Origin of the sequence: Faecalispora jeddahensis (assembly GCF_000577335.1) — a bacterium.
Lineage (GTDB): Bacteria > Bacillota > Clostridia > Oscillospirales > Acutalibacteraceae > Faecalispora > Faecalispora jeddahensis.
Genome location: NZ_CBYL010000005.1, coordinates 56,702 through 74,109 on the forward strand (window position 1 = coordinate 56,702; position 17,408 = coordinate 74,109).

A 17,408-nucleotide genomic window follows, 5' to 3' on the forward strand; every position below is an offset into this window, starting at 1 on the left:
GAAAGAGAGGGATTTATTATGCAGACAGCGGCAACCGTAACGGAAGTAACCGCCAAACGCCCGCATCAGGGGCTTGAAATCAAGAACGTCTCAAAGCTGTTCCAGAGCGTGAACGGCCCGGTAAAGGCCCTGGACGGCATTCACCTTCACGTGCGCTCCAAGGAATTTTTAACCCTGCTGGGAACCTCGGGCTGCGGAAAATCCACACTGCTGCGCATCATCGGCGGGCTGGAAACCGCCAGCAGCGGCACCATCAGCTACAAACAGCAGGAGCTTCGGGGCGCGGGCCCAGACAGAGGCATGGTGTTCCAGAACTACACCCTCTTTCCCTGGCTGACCGTTCTGGAAAACATCGAGTTCGGATTAAAGCAGAAAAACGTGCCCGCAAAGGAACGCCGCGAAATCGCAGAAAAATACGTGGATCTGGTCGCGCTGCGCGGCTTTGAATCGCTGTACCCCAAATCGCTTTCCGGCGGTATGAAGCAGAGGGTGGCCATTGCCAGAGCGCTGGCCAATGACCCCGACATTCTGCTGCTGGACGAACCGTTCGGCGCGCTGGATATGCAGACCCGCGAGCTGATGCAGGAGCTGCTGCTGAGTGTATGGCAGAAGTCCCCTAAAACGATCATTATGGTCACACACGATATCGACGAGGCGATCCTTTTGGCAGACCGCGTGGTGGTCATGTCCGCAAGGCCCGGCCGGGTCAGAGAGATCATCGACGTGGGGCTTGAGCGCCCCCGCGATCACCACACCCGCATGACGCAGGAGTTTTTGCAGTATAAGGAGCGTGCCTCCGAGCTGATCCGCGAAGAAAGCCTGCGCCTGATGAACGCGATCTGATCCATTCAGAAAAGAGGTGCCGTTTTGATTCAGTTGATTCCGCGTGCCCGGCAAAAGACGACGAAGTGGTCGGGAGGGGAAACCTCTGAGCTATTTATTTATCCGCCGCAGGCTTCTTTAACGGCGCAGGATTTTCTCTTTCGGATCAGCACCGCCTCTGTTGCCTGCGGCGCCAGTGATTTTACCCTGTTCCCGCAAAAGCAGCGAATCCTGCTTTTGTTGGAGGGGGACATCACGCTGACCTTCCGCGGGGGAGAAAGCATCCGTTTGACGCCAATGCAGAGCGCCGCATTTTCCGGCACATGGCATACCCTCAGCCGGGGAACCGGCGTAAATTTCAATCTGATTTTTTCCCCATCTGCCAAAGGATTTCTCAAAGCGATAAAGCTCCGCCCCGAAAAGGCGTGGCAGTTTTCGCCGCAAAGCCGCTTTACCGGGCTGTATTTCCCATCTGGTTCGGCGCACGTAATGGCCGAGGATTCCAGCTATTCCATAGAAAAAAATGATTTCTTGTTGATTTCCAATCCCGCAGAAGGTATGATAATTCATGTAGATACGCTCTGCGAGCAGTATCTGATCATGACGGGAGTGGAGCTTGATGACAAATAGAAGGGCAGCTTTGCAAAAAGCGGCAGAGACGGAACCGATTCAATTTTTAATTACCAAGCTGTCTGCCGCGGCAAAGGAGTCTGCCACCTACGAAAAACTGGCTTATTATATAGAAAAGAATTATATGCGCGTTATTTTCATGACCGCCGTAGACGTGGCGCTGGAAGCCAAGGTGAGCCAGGGCAGCGTTTCGCGTTTTTGCATGGCGCTCGGTTATAACGGCTATAATGAGTTTCAGCGCGAGCTGCAAAAAAGCGTCGGCGAAAAAATGACCGGGCCCCAACGACTGAATTATGTATCAAAGGATCGGCAGAGTGCGGTCGGCGACATTCTGTCGAGCGAAGTGAATAATTTAGTGGAGCTGGAAGCCTCCATAGGCGGGCCCGCGTATGAAGCTCTGGTGGATATGGTGGCAAACGCGCGGGACCTGATTCTGCTGTCGTCCAGAATGTCCGCCACCCTGCTGCCCTATATGCAATATATTCTGAACAAGCTGCGCAACAATGTCTATACGGTAACGCCGGAAACCCCGGCATGGAACACGCTGGAATACCGCGACCCCAAGGACACGGGGATCGTTCTGCCGATTTTCCCCCGCTATCCGGATGCTTTGCTGAAAAAAGCGCGGGAGCTCAAAGACAGCGGCTTTCGGATCATTGCCGTTACGGACAGCCAGCTCTCCCCCATCTGCCAAATCGCAGACGCCACCAATGTGGTTCCCATCACCGTAGCTTCGCTGTTCGACATTTACAGCACCCCCATGGTTTTTATGAACCTTGTCTTTCGGGACGCGGCCAAAAAGATTCCCGATGTAAACGCGCGGCTGGAGCAGATCGAACTGCAGGAAAAAAGCTCCGGTGTTTATCATATCTCTGGCCGCTGAATATCTATCAGACTATTCCGGGCATGACGGTCGTCAGACTGTCATGCCCTTCTTATTGGAAGAACGCTTCTGTTTATTCTGGCCTGACTGCCGAGCTGGAGGGCTATCTGGCCAGATTTTCGCAGAAAGATGGATCGTCTGAACTGCGGCCGTTTATTTTCCTGTGAATTTTCAGCCATTCTATGGTAAAATACCATTATCAATACGGAGCAAATGAAAAAGCAGGAAGAGGGAAATGTATGGATATGATCGCGGAGCTGTCGAAGGAATTCCGCCTGAACCAGCAGCATGTGGGAAATATGATTGCACTGATAGACGACGGGAACACCATCCCGTTTATTGCGCGGTACCGCAAAGAAATGACCGGCTCCTGCGACGACCAGGTTCTGCGCGAGCTGTCGGACCGCCTGCAATACCTGCGGAACCTGGAAAAGCGCAAGGAAGAAATTCTGGAGAGCATTGCGGCGCAGGGCAAAATGACCGATGCGCTTTCTCTCTCCGTTCAAAACGCGAAAACACTCGCGGAAGCGGAGGACCTGTACCGCCCCTACCGCCCTAAGCGCCGTACCCGAGCCACCATCGCGCAGGAAAAAGGCCTGCGTCCGCTGGCAGACCTGATCATGGCGCAAACACAGCGCGGCACCACGCTGGAAAAGCTCGCCGTCCCCTATGTCAACGCACAAAAAGGTGTGGAGTCCTGGGAGGATGCGGTTCAGGGAGCGCAGGATATTCTGGCCGAGGAGATCTCAGACGATGCAGAGATGCGGAAAAAGCTGCGCCAGATCATACGAAGAGACGGGCTTGTGGTATCTCGTACCGTTCGGGAAAACCCTGTTTACGAAATGTACGCCGAGTATTCGGAGCCGATCAGCAAAATACCGAGCCACCGGATTCTGGCAATCGACCGCGGAGAAAAGGAAGAATGTCTGAAAGTCAAACTGGAGCTGAACGATGCGCCCGCACTCGCGGCTTTGTGCGACCGGTTTGTAAAACCCGGCAGCGTCACCTCTGCCTGCGTAAAGGAGGCCGTGGAGGATTCCTGGAAGCGCCTGATCTTCCCCTCCCTTGAGCGGGAAATCCGGAACGAATTGACGCAGCGGGCAGCCAAGCAGGCTATCTCGATGTTTGCACTGAATTTAAAGCCTCTTCTGCTCCAGCCCCCGGTGAAGGACAAGGTGATCATGGGCTTTGACCCCGCCTACCGCACGGGCTGCAAAATCGCGGTGGTGGATGCAACCGGCAAGGTACTGGATACCACTGTGGTATACCCCACCCCTCCCCATAAAAAGACGGAAGAGGCCAAAAAGGAGCTGAAACGCCTGATTGAAAAGCACGGGGTCACCGTTATTTCGATCGGGAACGGCACCGCCTCCAAGGAATCCGAAATCTTTGTGGCAGAGCTGCTCCGCGAGCTGGAAGCGCCGGTCAGCTATATGGTCGTCAGTGAGGCCGGGGCCTCGGTGTATTCAGCGTCAAAGCTGGCCGCCGCGGAATTCCCCGAGTTCGACGTTTCCCTGCGCAGCGCGGTGTCTATCGCACGCAGGCTGCAGGACCCTTTGGCAGAGCTGGTGAAAATCGACCCCAAAGCCATCGGGATCGGCCAATACCAGCACGACATGCCGCCCGCTGAGCTGGACAGCGCCCTAGAGGGCGTGGTGGAAAACTGCGTCAACAGCGTGGGCGTCGATTTGAATACGGCGTCCGTCTCGCTTTTGACTCACATTTCGGGCTTGAATGAAACGGTTGCGAAAAATGTGGTTGCCTACCGGGATGACAACGGCCCGTTCCAGAACCGCAGCCAGCTGAAAAAGGTGGCGCGGCTTGGGCCGAAGGCCTACGAGCAGTGCGCGGGCTTTCTGCGGATTCCGCGGGGAAAGAACATTTTAGACAATACCTCTGTTCACCCGGAATCGTACGACGCCGTTACAAAGCTCTTGGAACTGCTCGGGATGAAGCCCTCCGACCTGACGATGCAGGGAGTGGGTACGGTGTCGCAGCAGATTGAGAAGATCGGCTGGAAGAAAGCCGCCGAAGCTTGCGGAGTCGGCATTCCCACGCTTACCGACATCATCGCCGAGCTGCAAAAGCCGGGGCGCGATATTCGCGACGAGCTCCCGCCGCCGCTGCTGCGAACGGATATCATGAGTCTGTCTGACCTGAAAGCCGGGATGGAACTGACCGGCACGGTGAGAAATGTGACTGATTTCGGCGCGTTTATAGATATCGGCGTGCATCAGGATGGGCTGGTACACATCTCGCAGATGTCGGATCACTTTATCAAACACCCGTCCGATCTGGTGAAGGTCGGTGACGTTGTAACGGTTACGGTGCTCGGTGTGGAGGAAGCGAAAAATCGCATCTCGCTGACAATGAAGCGCACGGAAGCGCAAAAAGCGAAAGCGTAAGTTTTGTTTTATCATACGTTTGCTGAAAAAAATGCCATCCCAAGTAAGGTGCAGCGCCGTAAATCAAAAGGAATAGATTAGCTTGAAATACAGCTAATCTATTTTTTTATTTTATTTTAAATGGGGGTTACAAATCATTTTTAATGGACTTATCCTTAATTTCAAGGATATCCTCTTTCACTGAAAGGAGAAAATGAATTGTATGAATCAGAAAAACTGGAAAGAGCTTGAAGAGGCGATCAATAGTGATTATGACAATATTACCGGCGTAGTGATTCTGAAAAACGGTGAAGCGGTATACGAGAACTACTTTCGCGAATATACCTCCGATAATGCCCTTCATGTGTTTTCGGTGACAAAGAGTGTTCTTTCTGCTTTGATCGGTATCGCCATTGATCAAGGCTATATTGACGATGCTGACCAGAAGGTATTGGACTTTTTCCCGGATTACACTGTGAAGGCAGGGGAAAAAACGATACAACGCATTACCATTCAGCATTTGCTTACTATGACAGCTCCTTATAAATATCAGACGGAACCATACGAAATGTTCTTCACCAGCCAGAATCCGATTCAAGATGCGCTCGATCTATTGGGCGGGGAGAAAGCGATCGGTGAATTCAATTATTCTGCCATCGGAGGAACCCACATTCTATCGGGGATTCTTGTAAAAGCAACGGGCCAGCCGATCCTTGATTTTGCTACGAAAAATTTATTCTCACCACTTGGAATCCGTGTTCCGCACAATGTGGTGCTGCGTAATAAAGAAGAGCATTTCGCCGTTATGAACGATAAAAACACCAGTGGCTGGGTGGTTGACCCGCAAGGGATCAACACGGCAGGCTGGGGCCTTTTTCTGACACCTGAGGACATGGCAAAAATAGGCCAACTGTATTTAAACGGCGGAATGTGGGACCAGAAGCAAATCGTACCGGCTGAGTGGATAACAGAGAGCACCAGGGAACATAGCCGATGCGCCCAATGGGGCAATCTGCCCTATGGCTACCTTTGGTGGATTATTGATGATAAAGAACACACCTATGCTGCTATGGGCGATGGTGGAAATGTGATTTACGTCAATGCTGAGAAAAAAATGGTGGTTTCGATCGCCTCTACCTTTATACCGGATGCTAAGGACCGGATAGAACTGATAAAAAAGGATATCGAGCCGATGTTTGAGGACTGTGAATCATAACACCAGACCAATTCTTTTTGAAATATGCAGACCAATTAAAATCGCATGGCCGGCAAACCGAAATACGGTTGCCGGCCATGCGATTGATTCTATTTGATTTATTTTGAGGAGGCTTTTTCAGGCTTTCACATCCCGTGAAAGCGTATGGAGCAACGATGGGCTCCAAATTTTATGGCAAAGAAAAGAATGAGCGATTCGGCTCATGTTACGGGGGATAACTCTGTGCTGAGCACCTCTTCCCGCCATGGGATGGAGGGAATCGCCCCCTTGCGGGAAACCGCCAGAGAGGATGCGATGGACGCAAGCCGCAGGCATTCCTGCGGGGAATCGCCCCTTGCAACCCCGGAGAAGAAATAACCGGTAAAGGTATCCCCCGCCGCTGTGGTATCCACCACGGGAACGTCGTAAATACCGTGGTGAAAGCGCTGCCGGCCGGCCTGGTAGATCACCCCGTCTTTTCCAAGAGTCAGTACAGTGTGAACCTGCGGGTAGCGCTTTTGAATCTGTTCCAGTATGGCATCGGGCTCACGCTCGCCTGTGATCTGGCTTCCCTCAACCTCGTTCATCATCAGCCAGTGTACCTTGTGAAGATCACATTGCTGCACTGCATCGTCGTACGGGGAAGGGTTCAGCGCGATTTTCATCTGCCGCTGTGCCGCGCGCTCGATGAGATAATTAAGCAGGTTGATCTCATTTTGAAGAAGCAGCAGATCGCCCGCTCCAAAATGAGAGAGCACTTCGTCGACATACGCTTTCTCATTCTTTCGGTTGGCCCCGCCGAACAGAACGATGCTGTTCTGCCCTTTGGCGCTCACCTGAATGATCGCGTTGCCGCTGCGCTCCCCCACAGTACGGATCAGGGAGAAATCCACGTGATTTTCCTCGCAGGTTTTGCGGAGCATTCCGCCGTCTTCCCCCAGCATTCCCGCGTGGAACACCGCAGCGCCGCCCCGGGCCAGCGCGACCGACTGGTTCAGCCCTTTCCCGCCAGGGTAGACATTCAGCTGCGTGGAGGAGATCGTTTCGCCAGGGGCAACGATGTGATCCACAGAATAGACAAAATCAATATTGAGCGAACCGAAGTTCAGGATTTTCATTCGGTTTCCTCCTTCCTTTCCGGCAAAGCACTGTTTTATCGTCGATTCACTTTAGAATGGGCCGATACAACTACGACGGTTTCTTCCCCACCGCAGGCGGGGAAGAAACCGATGATTGTTTTAAAGCGCGTGCTACTGTGCGGCGTTCCTTTCTTTCCGTTTCACTTCCTAAAAAGACGCAGCAGGTAAGCCAGCCCTTATACCTCTACCAGCAGCTCCATCAGCGGGGCGTGCTGCTGCGCGCCGTATACGTCCCTGTCGAAGCTGGTACCGGACGAAATCCGGCGGGCAAATGTGATTTTGAACCCGAGTGCGGGGTCAAAGAACACGATGTTGGTAATCAAATCTTCGGGAATGTGATACAGCTCTGCCACCAACGCACGGTTGATGATACCGCTTTCTTTGATCTTCCGGTAGATTTGCTCGTCGTCAAACAGGCAATCCAGCGTGATTTCGAAAGGCCCGCTGTTTTTGGAGCGCAGCACCTTCGCGCATTCATACAGCCGCTTTTTCATCGTGCGCCGCCCCCTTTCCATTCTTCCACGGGGAACATCTCTTCCCCGTCCCGCACATCCATCAGGTGGTACAGAGAAAATTCGTATACCCTGCCGAAAGGCACGTCGCTCGGGGCAAACGGAAACGCCAGATTCCCCGCTGTCGATTTACGGCCTTCGTACCCGTAATGCAGGAACGTGGAGCGAACCGAGGAGCAGACGGTGTCGGCCAGCTCCTGCGTTTTGGCGATCACCTCAAACACTACGCCCACCTCATGCGGAAGATCTCGACAGGGCTCCATCTCGCCCATCACGCCGTTGATGCCATAATTGATAAAGTTGATCTTGTAATCCTTTTCGTCCACATCGCTGTAATAGTCGCGCACCTGTGCTTTTACTTTATCCTGCACCTCTTCCAGCTGGCCGATCAAAAGCGGGTCGCGGATACCAGCCACGACAAAGGTGCGGAACGCTACCGGCATGGCTCCCTCCAGCTTGATGCGGTAAGGATCGGTTCTTTCGATCCGGCTGCCGGTGACAAAAACGCTTCGCCCGTCCTCGAGCTCGGTAAAGGTGCAGTGCTCCAGATTCAGCACAATGCCGGGGCCGTGCAGAAGGTAGGGATGATCCTTCTCATAAAAGGTATGGGCCGCAACCGACGTTTTTGTGCAGACCCGGTCTTTGGAAAGCGGAGTCACGATAAAACCGTCCTCTCGGATAATGCCAAGCATGCAGTCCTTGGTGGTACCGGGCTGCGCACACAGCGCCGCGCATTCCAGAATTTTGCCCGCGTGGTAGCCATAGGCCATATCAAACCCATGGAACACGGCCACAGCAGCAAAGGGTGAAGGGTCGTAGGCACGGCCGCAGACGATGATGTCCGCTCCCTGTTCCAGCGCCCGCACAATCGGCTCATGGCCCATCTGCGCCACGATCCCCGTTGTTTTCTCAATGCGCTCCGGGGTGAGCTCGCCCACGGTCAGGCCAAGCGGGTCGATTTTCCCCTCGCTCAGGCGCTGCTTGACGATCTCTTTCTCTATATCGGCCCAAATGACGGTAAGCTTCAGATGCTGGAGCCCGTGTTCCTTCAAAATTTCCTCAATGATCGAAAGCGTCCACTCCACGTGTACGCGGCCCCCCGCTCCACCGGCCGAACCGATCACAACCGGAATCTTCGCCTTGGCGCCGTTTGTGATCATGATCTCCAAATCCTTTTTGCAGGCGCGGCGGCTGACGATCGCCACCCCCGCCCCAAGCTTGTGGGGGCCGGCGTCCGTGCTGCCCGCATCTACCACAATCGCGTCGGGATTCATTGCCATCCCGTTCAGAAAAGAGCTTTCCGGGAATCCATACCCCAGGATTCCACATGGGGAAAGCAGCCTGAGCTCTTTCATGTTTATTCCTCCTTTACGGTGAAATCTCCAAAGGCGGTGCGGCCGATGCTCAGCGAACCGCAGCCGAACATGCCGTATTGGTAAGAGTCGTCTTTGGCGGAAAGCATTTCTTTCCCGTTGACCAAGAGGGTAATTGTATCCCCAACGGCTTTCAGCGAAAGCTCATAAGCCTGCTCCTGTTCCCACTCGAACGCGGCGCTGCTGAGCTCGCGGTAGCCGAAATCATTTTTGTACAGCTTCACGGTTCCGTCCGCGGCAAGACCCCCGGCATAGCCGCGCATCGCGCCCTGCGCGCGAATGGTAAGCAGGTGGCTGTCGCCATTGAGCGGCGTGACCGGGGTCGTGACGGTGTAATCCGCCGCGTAGTAATTGCCCGCATAGGCAAAGGCTGGTTCACAGCGCATCAGGAACAGCTGACTGCCATCCAAATCCCACGCGCCGTGGTCGAACGAGAAGGGCGTCACGCAGCCGAACTCCGTTTTCTGCTTTGCAAGGGCAACGCGGTACTCGCTCTTCCCGGTGATCGAGAAATCATCCAGATACAGCATGCCGAGCGTTTTGGATTTTGCCGGGGAGTAGCCCTCAATCACGATACCGGCCTCATCCACCATGTCCCCGTCGGTGTCCGGAATCTGGAAGGAGACATCCAGCCATTTGCCCTGCTGAAGCTTGATGTAGCCCTGCAGATGATCCTTTTTGTCGCTGGTGGTACGCACATAGGGCGCGATGCCGATGGTCTCCCAGCCGTTCCACTGGTCCAGATACAGCTTCATGGAAACGGTCTGGCCGGGGTAGGCAGTCGGCGTAAAGACGGGGCTGTACCTCTCATCTGAAAAATCGTCGCGGCGGTAGAACGGTTTATAAAACAGCTTGCACTGATGGCCGCGCTCCATGCGGTCTACCAGAACTTTCAAAGAGCCGGTGCCGCTGGCCGCCTGCTCGGTGGAATGCCAGGTGCGGCAGAAGAATGGGTCGGACACGCGCATATTGTGCGTGGAGCCGGGCAGCTCAAAATCGAAATGAACCTCGCCCAGACGATAGGAATCGCTGATTTCGGCGGGCATCTCTTCCCCCGCAATGCGGTAGCCCAAAGCAGCGACCTCTTTGCAGTAGGTGGGGACATCCAGAATATTGAGGTAACCGGAAATACCGGAAAGCACAAGACCGTCATTGATCGGGCCGCGGTAGCGCTCCGGCAGCCCATCGATGCCGCATGCCACACCCAGCACAGTGCCGACGTTCCCGGCGTTGCAGTCGGTATCCCACCCGCACATGGTGGCGATCTCCACCGTGCGCGCAAAGTCGCCCTGTCCGTATGCCATCGCAAGAATGCACACACCGGCATTCGGAATAATATGGCATACTCCGCCGTATTTGTTGTAGCCCCAGTCGTCTACCAGCATCTGGTGGCAGGCACGCCAGTCGTCCGGATGCGCCGCGTGGAAACTGAGCACCGCGTCGGCTACCTTCCGGTAGAGGGAGTCCTCCGGGATTTCCGCAAATCCGGCGTTCATGATCTCGTTGATGTCGCTGGTCTCAAACGCCTTTGCGATCGCGGCGCAGAAGAAGCGCGCTCCGTAAACGCCCTCGCCGTCGTGAGAAACGCTGGCGGCCGCCGCGCCGTATTCCGCCGCGCGGTGCGGCTCGCAGGGATTGACCAGCCCCCACGTATCGATGAAAATCTGTCCGCCGATCTGCTCGGCAATCGTTTTGCCGTTCTGCTGGATCGAGCCGGAACGCGGAGCGGGGATGCCCGCTTTCAGATTCAGGTACGCAGTGTGCTCGGTGCTGCGGCCATAGCCGCCCCACCAGAACATGCCCACGCCCTCGCGCGCATAATTGAGCCAGGCCCGCGCCACATCCTGCGGCTCAAGCGGACGGTCAGACGCGTCATCGTACAGCGCTCTTAAAAAATAAACAGGGCCGTTTACATCGTCGTCGGCCGCAAAGTTTTTGAAGTCCTTTACATAGTCCGTAATTTCACCATATGTATTTCGGATGCGATCGTAGGTCCAAATGGTCGGTTCCACTGGCGCGCCGAGCCGAATGCCGATGTTCATTCCTAAAAAGCCGGAATAAACCTTTTCGAGATAATCCTTGATCATTTTTTAGCCTCCCAATCGTTTCACTTATTGATAGCAATGCCGCTTCAAAAGCCGTTGTTTTTACGTAAACTCCTTTGCAAAGCGGACACACTTTAAGAAACCGGTTACTCAGTATTATACTCATTCTTTTGTTGCTTTTCAAGAGGCGTTATCCATAAAAATACGATAATTCTATGGTTATTGTCCTTAAAATTCTGTGGGAATCGGGAATAAAAAAGAAACCGCTTGCTTTTTGTTTCTCAATTTGTTTATAATAGGACAAAAGAAGTGCAGGCGCAAAGATTTGAGCCGCCTGATATGGCCGTTTGGAGGGAAAAGCATGCAAAAGTACAGTATTGCAGATATTGCAGCGATTTGCGGAGTTTCGAAAGCGACTGTTTCCCGTGTGATCAATAATAAAGCCACCGGCGTGGGTGAAGAAACCAAAAAGCGGGTGCTTACCACCATAAAAGAGCTGAATTACCGCCCCAATACCCTGGCCCGCAGCGTAGCGACCTCCTGCTCAGGCGTGATCGGGGTTGTGGTTCCGGATATTCTGAATCATTTTTTCCCCGCCCAGGTGCGCGGGATCAGCGACGTACTGGACAAGAACGGATATTCCATGTATCTTGGCAATTCGGATTTTGACCCGGAAAAAGAGAAGCATCATTTATTATCAATGGTTGACCGCCGGGTGGACGGCATCATCCTTTGCTCCGGCGTGTCGAACGACACGTTTTTGGCGCAGTTTTCCAAATACAATATTCCCCTTGTGCTGATGGGGCGCAATTTTGACCACCACGTATGCGATGCCAGCATCGCCAGCGACAGCGAATACGGCGCCGCGCAGGCCATGCGCCAGCTGCTATCCACCGGGAACCGCCGCATTTTATATATGGACGGCAACGCAGGCGTTTCCGGCGCTGTTCAGCGGCACCGGGCCTATGAGCAGGTGCTGAAAGAAGCCGGGATTCCAATTGATGAGCAGCTCGTTCATTTCGGGGAATTTTCCGCACATTTCGGCCAGGAAACCGTGACCCGACTGCTGCGGGAAGGGCTTGATTTTACCGCCGTTTTCTCCGGCAGCGATATGATCGCCATCGGCGCGCTGAAGGCACTGAAGGAAGCCGGCAGGCATGTGCCGAGCGAAATCGAGGTAATCGGTTTCGACGGAATCGAAATCTCTGAAACATACGATCCGGCGCTTTCCACCGTGCTGAAACCCAGGCGGGAAGCGGCCGAGCAGGCCGCCACCATGCTGGTTTCGATTATCAATGGTACCATCGGGAGCATGCGGCACATGACCATTCAGCCTACTTTAGTTCTTCGGGAAACAACCAGAAAGTAACCGGTTCCTAATAAAACGACTTTTTACAGCGGATCAAATATCAATTTATTGACGTATTTTTGTGCGTTAATGTAAATTGTATATTAAATCCGCTGTATTTTTGTGCAATAAAATGATTGCGTGTGTAAAACAAACCTTGTATAATGAAATCCATCAGATAAACCGGTTTCTTAAACTGCTTTTACATATCATTCTTCCCTTTTGCTTCAATGATCGATACGGATCTGCGACAAAAGAAACGCACGGTTCTCTTTCCCTGTTTTTACGAAAAGATCAGGTCTTGTTTGTAAATTCAAAGATGCCGGATATTTTGAGAAAAAATGAGGCAAGGCGGCACCGCAGGAATCCCCAAAGGGCACGTGTATGGATTGGTTCCGGGGATTTTTAACGCAGCCGCGGCCTGTTTACCCAAAATGAATCATTGCAATGATTTTACAAGCGCCCCTGGTATGATGTCTGCGATTGATGGTTAAAGGAGGTTCCCCTTATGAACGACCGACAACTGTCGGTGTCTCGCCGTGATCGATGGAAAGCGGCCTTAAAACAGATGCGCACCGACAAAATCCTGTATGTGCTGATCGCGCCCACTATCCTCTATTTTATCATTTTCCGGGTGTGGCCAATCTGGAACATGCGCATGGCTTTCTTCAATTACAAAGCCAGAGGCCCCTGGGAGTGGGCGGGACTCAAATATTTTCATATGGTGTTCAGCACGTCGGCGTTTACCGATATTCTGAAAAACACACTGATCATCAGCTTCATGAAATACATACTGTTATTCCCTTTCTTTGTCCTGTTTGCGATCCTGCTCAACGAAATCCGAAGCCGCCGGGCACGCAATACCATTCAGGCGGTGTCTTACCTGCCCCACCTTTTGTCATGGGTCGTGATTGCAGGCATCTGGATTTCGTTCCTCAATCCATCCAGCGGCGCGGTCAATCAGGTGCTGGGCTGGTTCGGCGCCGGGCCCTACGATTTTATGACGAGCAAGGGCGCGATCCGGTGGGTACTCTTCTTCTCAGAAGCGTGGCGCAGCCTCGGCTGGGATTCGATCATTTTCTTCACGGCGATCATCAATATCAGCCCCGACTTGTTTGAAGCCGCAGACATGGACGGCGCAAACCGTGCGCAGGTCATCCGCGCAATCATTCTGCCGGCTTTGGTCATCCCCATGACCACCGTGTTCATCCTGAATCTGGGGTTCTTTATGACGGCGGGCTTTGACCAGGTATTTAACTTTACCAATCCGGCGGTCAACAGCGTGGTGGATATTCTGGATACCTACATTTACCGCCTGGGCCTCGATAACGGCCAATACTCGCTGGCCTGCGCGGTCAGCCTGATCAAGGGCGGAGTAGGGCTGATTCTGGTACTGCTGACCCACGTCACGTCAAAGCGCCTGACCGGGCAGGGCGTTTGGTAACACCCGAACGCGCATTTCAGTTGGAGGTGTCTGTATTGAAACAAGCAAAGCTGCGTAAAAAATTCCGCGTTGGTCAGCTGATTTTGATCCTCATCATGGGCCTGTTTATCCTGACCATTCTGATCCCGCTGCTGCATATCGTCGCAAAGTCTCTCTCCGACCCCGCTCAGTCCGCCCAGATGAAGGGGCTGGAGATTCTTCCGCGGGGGTTCAGCTTCATCAACTATCAGATCATTATGAGCAACCCGGTGCTGGTGCCGTCCCTGATTACCTCCGTGTTTATCACCGTGGTGGGCACCGCGCTGAACATGCTGCTGACCATTTCGGCAGCCTATGTGCTGACCCGCCCGAATCTGGTGGGCAAACGGGCCTTTATGGTTTTCTTCATCATCATGATGCTGTTCGACCCCGGCCTGGTTCCGGAATATTTCGTGGTAAAGGATCTGGGCCTGATCGGCAGCCGCTGGTCTGTGATTCTGGCTTTGGCCGTCAACGTCTATTACCTGATCATCATGATGCGCTATTTTGAGGAAATTCCCCCCTCGATTTACGAGGCCGCCAAAATCGACGGCGCGGGCCATATCCGCACCCTTTTTTCCATCGCGACTCCCCTGTGCCGCTCCGGCATCGCAACGCTCACCATGTTTTACGCCGTCGTCCGCTGGAACGAATACCTGCGCTCCGGCGTGTACATCAGCAAGCTCAAAGACAGCGTGCTGCAGGTGGTTCTGCGAAAGTTTTTGGTGGAGGGCGATACCACCACGCTGATCGGCGCGCAGAATCTGCTCAACTACAACGAGCTGGCCAAGATTGACTATACGGCATTGTCCTATGCAGTCATTGTCATCGCAATCATTCCAATCCTCGTATTATTCCCTCTGGTACTGAAGTACTACACGAAAGACGTGATGGCAGGGGGGGTGAAAGGCTGATCTTTTCAGCGTTCTAACCGGGAATCAAGAACAATCATTAGGAGGAGAATCATGAAAAAGAGTATTGCGCTTATATTGGCCATGACAATGGCAGCTACAGCCTTTACCGGCTGCGGAAGCTCCGCAAACACGGCGTCCGGCACCGCCTCCGAACCGCAGTCGGCGCCCACGGGCAGCGGCCCCTGGCCGGAAATCGGCAGCAAGGACGCTCCCGTAACGGTGAAGGCTCTGATCAAGGACGTTCTGCCCACAGAGGAAGATGTGATCGCCATGTGCGACGCCGTCGAAAAGAAAATGGCAGGCCACGGGCAGTACATCGATCTTCAGTTCGTCGAGCCCCCGGCCGGTTCTTACGCCACCGCTCTGCCGCTCGCGATGCGCACCGGCGACATCGACGCGGACATCATCTATTTTCAGGGCGGCGGAGATTTGGCCATCTCTCAGGAGGGGCTGCTGGAGGATTTGACCCCGTACATCGAAGGCTCCACCTATGTCAAGGAGCTGATGCTGCCCGTCAACCAGGCCCGCATGAAAAACTACCCGTACCTGCTGTGGCTGGCCCCGGCGCGCACCTATGTTCCGGTGATGAGAAAGGATTTGACAGAGAAGCTCGACAGCTATGACGCCCTCGTCAAAGACCCCACCATCGACCATTACCACGCTCTGTTTACCGAGATGAAAGCAAAGGGCCTTGTGCAGTACGCAATTACCGCCGACGACTCGAACAACGCGGGCGAAGGCAACATGCGCCGTCTCAACGCCTTCTTCAATCAGGCGTTCGGCGTGAGCGCCACTCTGGTAAAGGAAAACGGCCGCTGGGCTTTCTCCCGAGCGACCGAAGCGGAAAAGAAGAAGCTGGAATTCTATGCCGCCCTGTACAAAGAGGGCCTGCTGGACCCGGAATACCTGACCAACACCTGGGATGTGCTGGAGCAGAAATTCTATGAGGGCAAGGCCGGCGTCATCTCCGGCACAATAGGCGACGTCATTCAGATTTACAACAACAAGATGTCCTCGACCACCGGCAGCGACCTTGTGGTTCTCCCCCCTGCAAAGGGCGTGGCGCAGGGCTTTCAGGCGGTTGACGTCACCAAGGAGGAGCGCGGCTTCGGCATCAACATTGACAGCAAGAACAAGGCTGCCGCATGGGCCTTCCTTGAATTTATGGCCAGCCCCGAGGGCCGCATCATCGACAAGTGCGGCATCGAGGGCAAGCACTACAACGTTGAAAACGGCAAGATCGTCTTTACCGACAAATACCCCGAGTGGTGGTCGCGCATTTGGGTGACCACGAACAAGTTCAACCCCGACCCGCCTCTGGCGCGGCCGGTTTACACCGAGGCGGCCCAGAGCTCTCTCGATTTGGCAAACCAGTACTACGTAGAAGATGTCAACGTGCTGATCCCCGAAGAGCTGGCGCCGCAGTGGGATGCCATGAAATCTTTGTACGACGAGTATTCCGCCGATATCATTCGCGGAACCAAGCCGATTTCTGCCTTTGACGAATTCGTGGCGAAATGGAATCAGGCCGGGGGCGACAAATTTGCGGAATACCTGAAGGAAAAGCTCGGCTAAAGGAATACTGACAAGTGATGGAGGATTTATGATAACAAGATCTGAACTGGCCGGCAACCCGGCCAAAGCGTTTGACAAAGCATACGGGGCTCTTTCGGGCCTTGCAATCGGCGATTCGCTGGGAGATGCCGCACGCAAACCGGAAAATCGTGCCAATTACGGTATCACTACCGACTTTAACAAGGGTGCTTCCTGGAGCACAGACGATACGGAGTTCGCACTGCTTACCGCAAAGACCCTCATCGGCTGCGGCGGGAACCTGACCAGCGACATTGTGGTGCAGGCCTGGCTGGAGGATGTGGCAGTGCAGGACGAATTTAAACGTGGCGGCGCCAGTGAGATTGAAGCGGCCAATAACCTGCGCAAGGGAATCCGTCCACCGCTTTCAGGAAAATACAACGCGTTTCACATGAGCGACGGCTCTGCCATGCGGATTGGCCCGGTGGGCATCATCTGCGCGGGCGACCCGGAGCGCGCCGCCGCAATGGCGGAAATCGACGCTTCGGTCAGCCATTACCGCGACGGCATCTGGGGCGCGCAGGCTGTGGCCGTGGCGGTATCTATGGCGATGGCGGACGCGAGCATGGAAGAAATTTTCGACGCGATCATGAAGGTGATCCCCGAGGAATCCTGGTTCTACCACGCGATGAACCGCGCCTTCGAGATTGTGGATAACGCAAACGGTTCCATTCTGGACGCTTGGATGCCGCTGCACGACGAGCTTTACACCAGCAGCTGGGCCACGACGGCCGAGGCTCTCCCCTCCGCCTTCGCGTGCCTGCGCATGCGAAACGAAACCTTCCGCGAGGGCGTTGTGCTGGCCGCCAATTTTGCCCGCGACGCGGACACAATCGGCGCGGTGGCCGGGGCCATTCTGGGCGCGAAATACGGCGCCTCTTCCATACCGGCTCATTGGGTGGAGAAAACGCGGTATCCCACCGGCACCTGCCTGCAGTTTACCAAAGGGCTGGACATTAAAGAAATGGCCGGTGAGCTCGCCAAACTGATTGATTGAGAAGAGCCTCTGATTCCCTGACATAACCAAAGAGTGATTTCCAAAAGGGCCGGCGTCATCTTGAAATGAACCGCCTAATACGGACAATGACAAAAAGAACCTCCTGTCGTA

Annotated in this window: 14 protein-coding genes; 10 read left to right on the forward strand and 4 right to left on the reverse strand. The window is 54.2% G+C overall.

Annotation, left to right across the window (positions count from 1 at the left end):
* Nucleotides 1-18: 18 nt before the first annotated feature.
* The 5 genes from TY09_RS03250 (at nt 19) to TY09_RS03270 (ending at nt 5,935) form a co-directional block, all read left to right on the forward strand.
* Entirely contained in the window at nt 19-843 is an 825-nt protein-coding gene (locus TY09_RS03250; protein WP_042431177.1) for an ABC transporter ATP-binding protein, read from the forward strand.
* 24 nt (nt 844-867) lie between these two features.
* Nucleotides 868-1,452, forward strand: a complete 585-nt coding sequence (locus TY09_RS03255) for a HutD/Ves family protein (protein WP_042431179.1) — start codon at nt 868-870, stop codon at nt 1,450-1,452.
* Nucleotides 1,442-2,335, forward strand: coding sequence for a MurR/RpiR family transcriptional regulator (locus TY09_RS03260; RefSeq protein WP_042431181.1), 894 nt, complete (start codon nt 1,442-1,444; stop codon nt 2,333-2,335). The genes TY09_RS03255 and TY09_RS03260 overlap by 11 nt, the downstream gene beginning before the upstream one ends.
* A 239-nt stretch (nt 2,336-2,574) precedes the next feature.
* The gene (locus TY09_RS03265) at nt 2,575-4,740 is read left to right on the forward strand and encodes a Tex family protein (protein ID WP_042431184.1); all 2,166 of its coding nucleotides are present in this window, start codon (nt 2,575-2,577) and stop codon (nt 4,738-4,740) included.
* A 202-nt stretch (nt 4,741-4,942) separates the two neighbouring features.
* Nucleotides 4,943-5,935 carry a serine hydrolase domain-containing protein gene (locus tag TY09_RS03270; RefSeq protein ID WP_042431186.1) on the forward strand — a complete coding sequence of 331 codons (993 nt, stop codon included), beginning with the start codon at nt 4,943-4,945 and terminating at the stop codon, nt 5,933-5,935.
* Between the two features lie 200 nt (nt 5,936-6,135).
* On the opposite strand, the gene TY09_RS03275 is transcribed toward TY09_RS03270, so the two are convergent.
* From TY09_RS03275 to TY09_RS03290, 4 genes are all read right to left on the reverse strand, one after another.
* A complete protein-coding gene (locus TY09_RS03275; RefSeq protein WP_042431188.1) occupies nt 6,136-7,032 on the reverse strand; it encodes a ribokinase in 897 nt (298 codons plus the stop codon).
* Nucleotides 7,033-7,229: 197 nt separating this feature from the next.
* Nucleotides 7,230-7,547, reverse strand: a complete 318-nt coding sequence (locus TY09_RS03280; RefSeq protein WP_009064556.1) for a DUF4387 domain-containing protein — start codon at nt 7,545-7,547, stop codon at nt 7,230-7,232.
* Nucleotides 7,544-8,920, reverse strand: coding sequence for an acyclic terpene utilization AtuA family protein (locus TY09_RS03285; protein ID WP_042431190.1), 1,377 nt, complete (start codon nt 8,918-8,920; stop codon nt 7,544-7,546). The genes TY09_RS03280 and TY09_RS03285 overlap by 4 nt, the downstream gene beginning before the upstream one ends.
* A 2-nt stretch (nt 8,921-8,922) precedes the next feature.
* On the reverse strand, nt 8,923-11,025 hold the full coding sequence (locus TY09_RS03290; RefSeq protein ID WP_042431192.1) for an ADP-ribosylglycohydrolase family protein: 2,103 nt from the start codon (nt 11,023-11,025) through the stop codon (nt 8,923-8,925).
* Between the two features lie 319 nt (nt 11,026-11,344).
* Between TY09_RS03290 and TY09_RS03295 the strand changes: the two genes are divergently transcribed.
* The 5 genes from TY09_RS03295 (at nt 11,345) to TY09_RS03315 (ending at nt 17,297) form a co-directional block, all read left to right on the forward strand.
* Nucleotides 11,345-12,352, forward strand: a complete 1,008-nt coding sequence (locus TY09_RS03295) for a LacI family DNA-binding transcriptional regulator (RefSeq protein WP_042431194.1) — start codon at nt 11,345-11,347, stop codon at nt 12,350-12,352.
* A 487-nt stretch (nt 12,353-12,839) separates the two neighbouring features.
* On the forward strand, nt 12,840-13,775 hold the full coding sequence (locus TY09_RS03300) for an ABC transporter permease (protein WP_042431196.1): 936 nt from the start codon (nt 12,840-12,842) through the stop codon (nt 13,773-13,775).
* Nucleotides 13,776-13,801: 26 nt separating this feature from the next.
* Nucleotides 13,802-14,707 carry a carbohydrate ABC transporter permease gene (locus TY09_RS03305; RefSeq protein WP_242841427.1) on the forward strand — a complete coding sequence of 302 codons (906 nt, stop codon included), beginning with the start codon at nt 13,802-13,804 and terminating at the stop codon, nt 14,705-14,707.
* A gap of 51 nt (nt 14,708-14,758) precedes the next feature.
* Nucleotides 14,759-16,282 (forward strand): extracellular solute-binding protein, encoded by a 1,524-nt coding sequence (locus tag TY09_RS03310; protein ID WP_020072173.1) that lies wholly within the window; start codon nt 14,759-14,761, stop codon nt 16,280-16,282.
* A gap of 28 nt (nt 16,283-16,310) precedes the next feature.
* Nucleotides 16,311-17,297 (forward strand): ADP-ribosylglycohydrolase family protein, encoded by a 987-nt coding sequence (locus tag TY09_RS03315; RefSeq protein WP_020072174.1) that lies wholly within the window; start codon nt 16,311-16,313, stop codon nt 17,295-17,297.
* Nucleotides 17,298-17,408 lie beyond the last annotated feature (111 nt).

What these genes read in the sequence shown, in the direction of transcription:
- TY09_RS03250 (WP_042431177.1), top strand. Translation starts at nt 19, where the DNA reads ATGCAGACAGCGGCAACCGTAACGGAAGTAACCGCCAAACGCCCGCAT.
- TY09_RS03260 (WP_042431181.1), top strand. Translation starts at nt 1,442, where the DNA reads ATGACAAATAGAAGGGCAGCTTTGCAAAAAGCGGCAGAGACGGAACCG.
- TY09_RS03265 (WP_042431184.1), top strand. Translation starts at nt 2,575, where the DNA reads ATGGATATGATCGCGGAGCTGTCGAAGGAATTCCGCCTGAACCAGCAG.
- TY09_RS03270 (WP_042431186.1), top strand. Translation starts at nt 4,943, where the DNA reads ATGAATCAGAAAAACTGGAAAGAGCTTGAAGAGGCGATCAATAGTGAT.
- TY09_RS03275 (WP_042431188.1), bottom strand. Translation starts at nt 7,032, where the DNA reads ATGAAAATCCTGAACTTCGGTTCGCTCAATATTGATTTTGTCTATTCT.
- TY09_RS03280 (WP_009064556.1), bottom strand. Translation starts at nt 7,547, where the DNA reads ATGAAAAAGCGGCTGTATGAATGCGCGAAGGTGCTGCGCTCCAAAAAC.
- TY09_RS03285 (WP_042431190.1), bottom strand. Translation starts at nt 8,920, where the DNA reads ATGAAAGAGCTCAGGCTGCTTTCCCCATGTGGAATCCTGGGGTATGGA.
- TY09_RS03290 (WP_042431192.1), bottom strand. Translation starts at nt 11,025, where the DNA reads ATGATCAAGGATTATCTCGAAAAGGTTTATTCCGGCTTTTTAGGAATG.
- TY09_RS03295 (WP_042431194.1), top strand. Translation starts at nt 11,345, where the DNA reads ATGCAAAAGTACAGTATTGCAGATATTGCAGCGATTTGCGGAGTTTCG.
- TY09_RS03300 (WP_042431196.1), top strand. Translation starts at nt 12,840, where the DNA reads ATGAACGACCGACAACTGTCGGTGTCTCGCCGTGATCGATGGAAAGCG.
- TY09_RS03310 (WP_020072173.1), top strand. Translation starts at nt 14,759, where the DNA reads ATGAAAAAGAGTATTGCGCTTATATTGGCCATGACAATGGCAGCTACA.
- TY09_RS03315 (WP_020072174.1), top strand. Translation starts at nt 16,311, where the DNA reads ATGATAACAAGATCTGAACTGGCCGGCAACCCGGCCAAAGCGTTTGAC.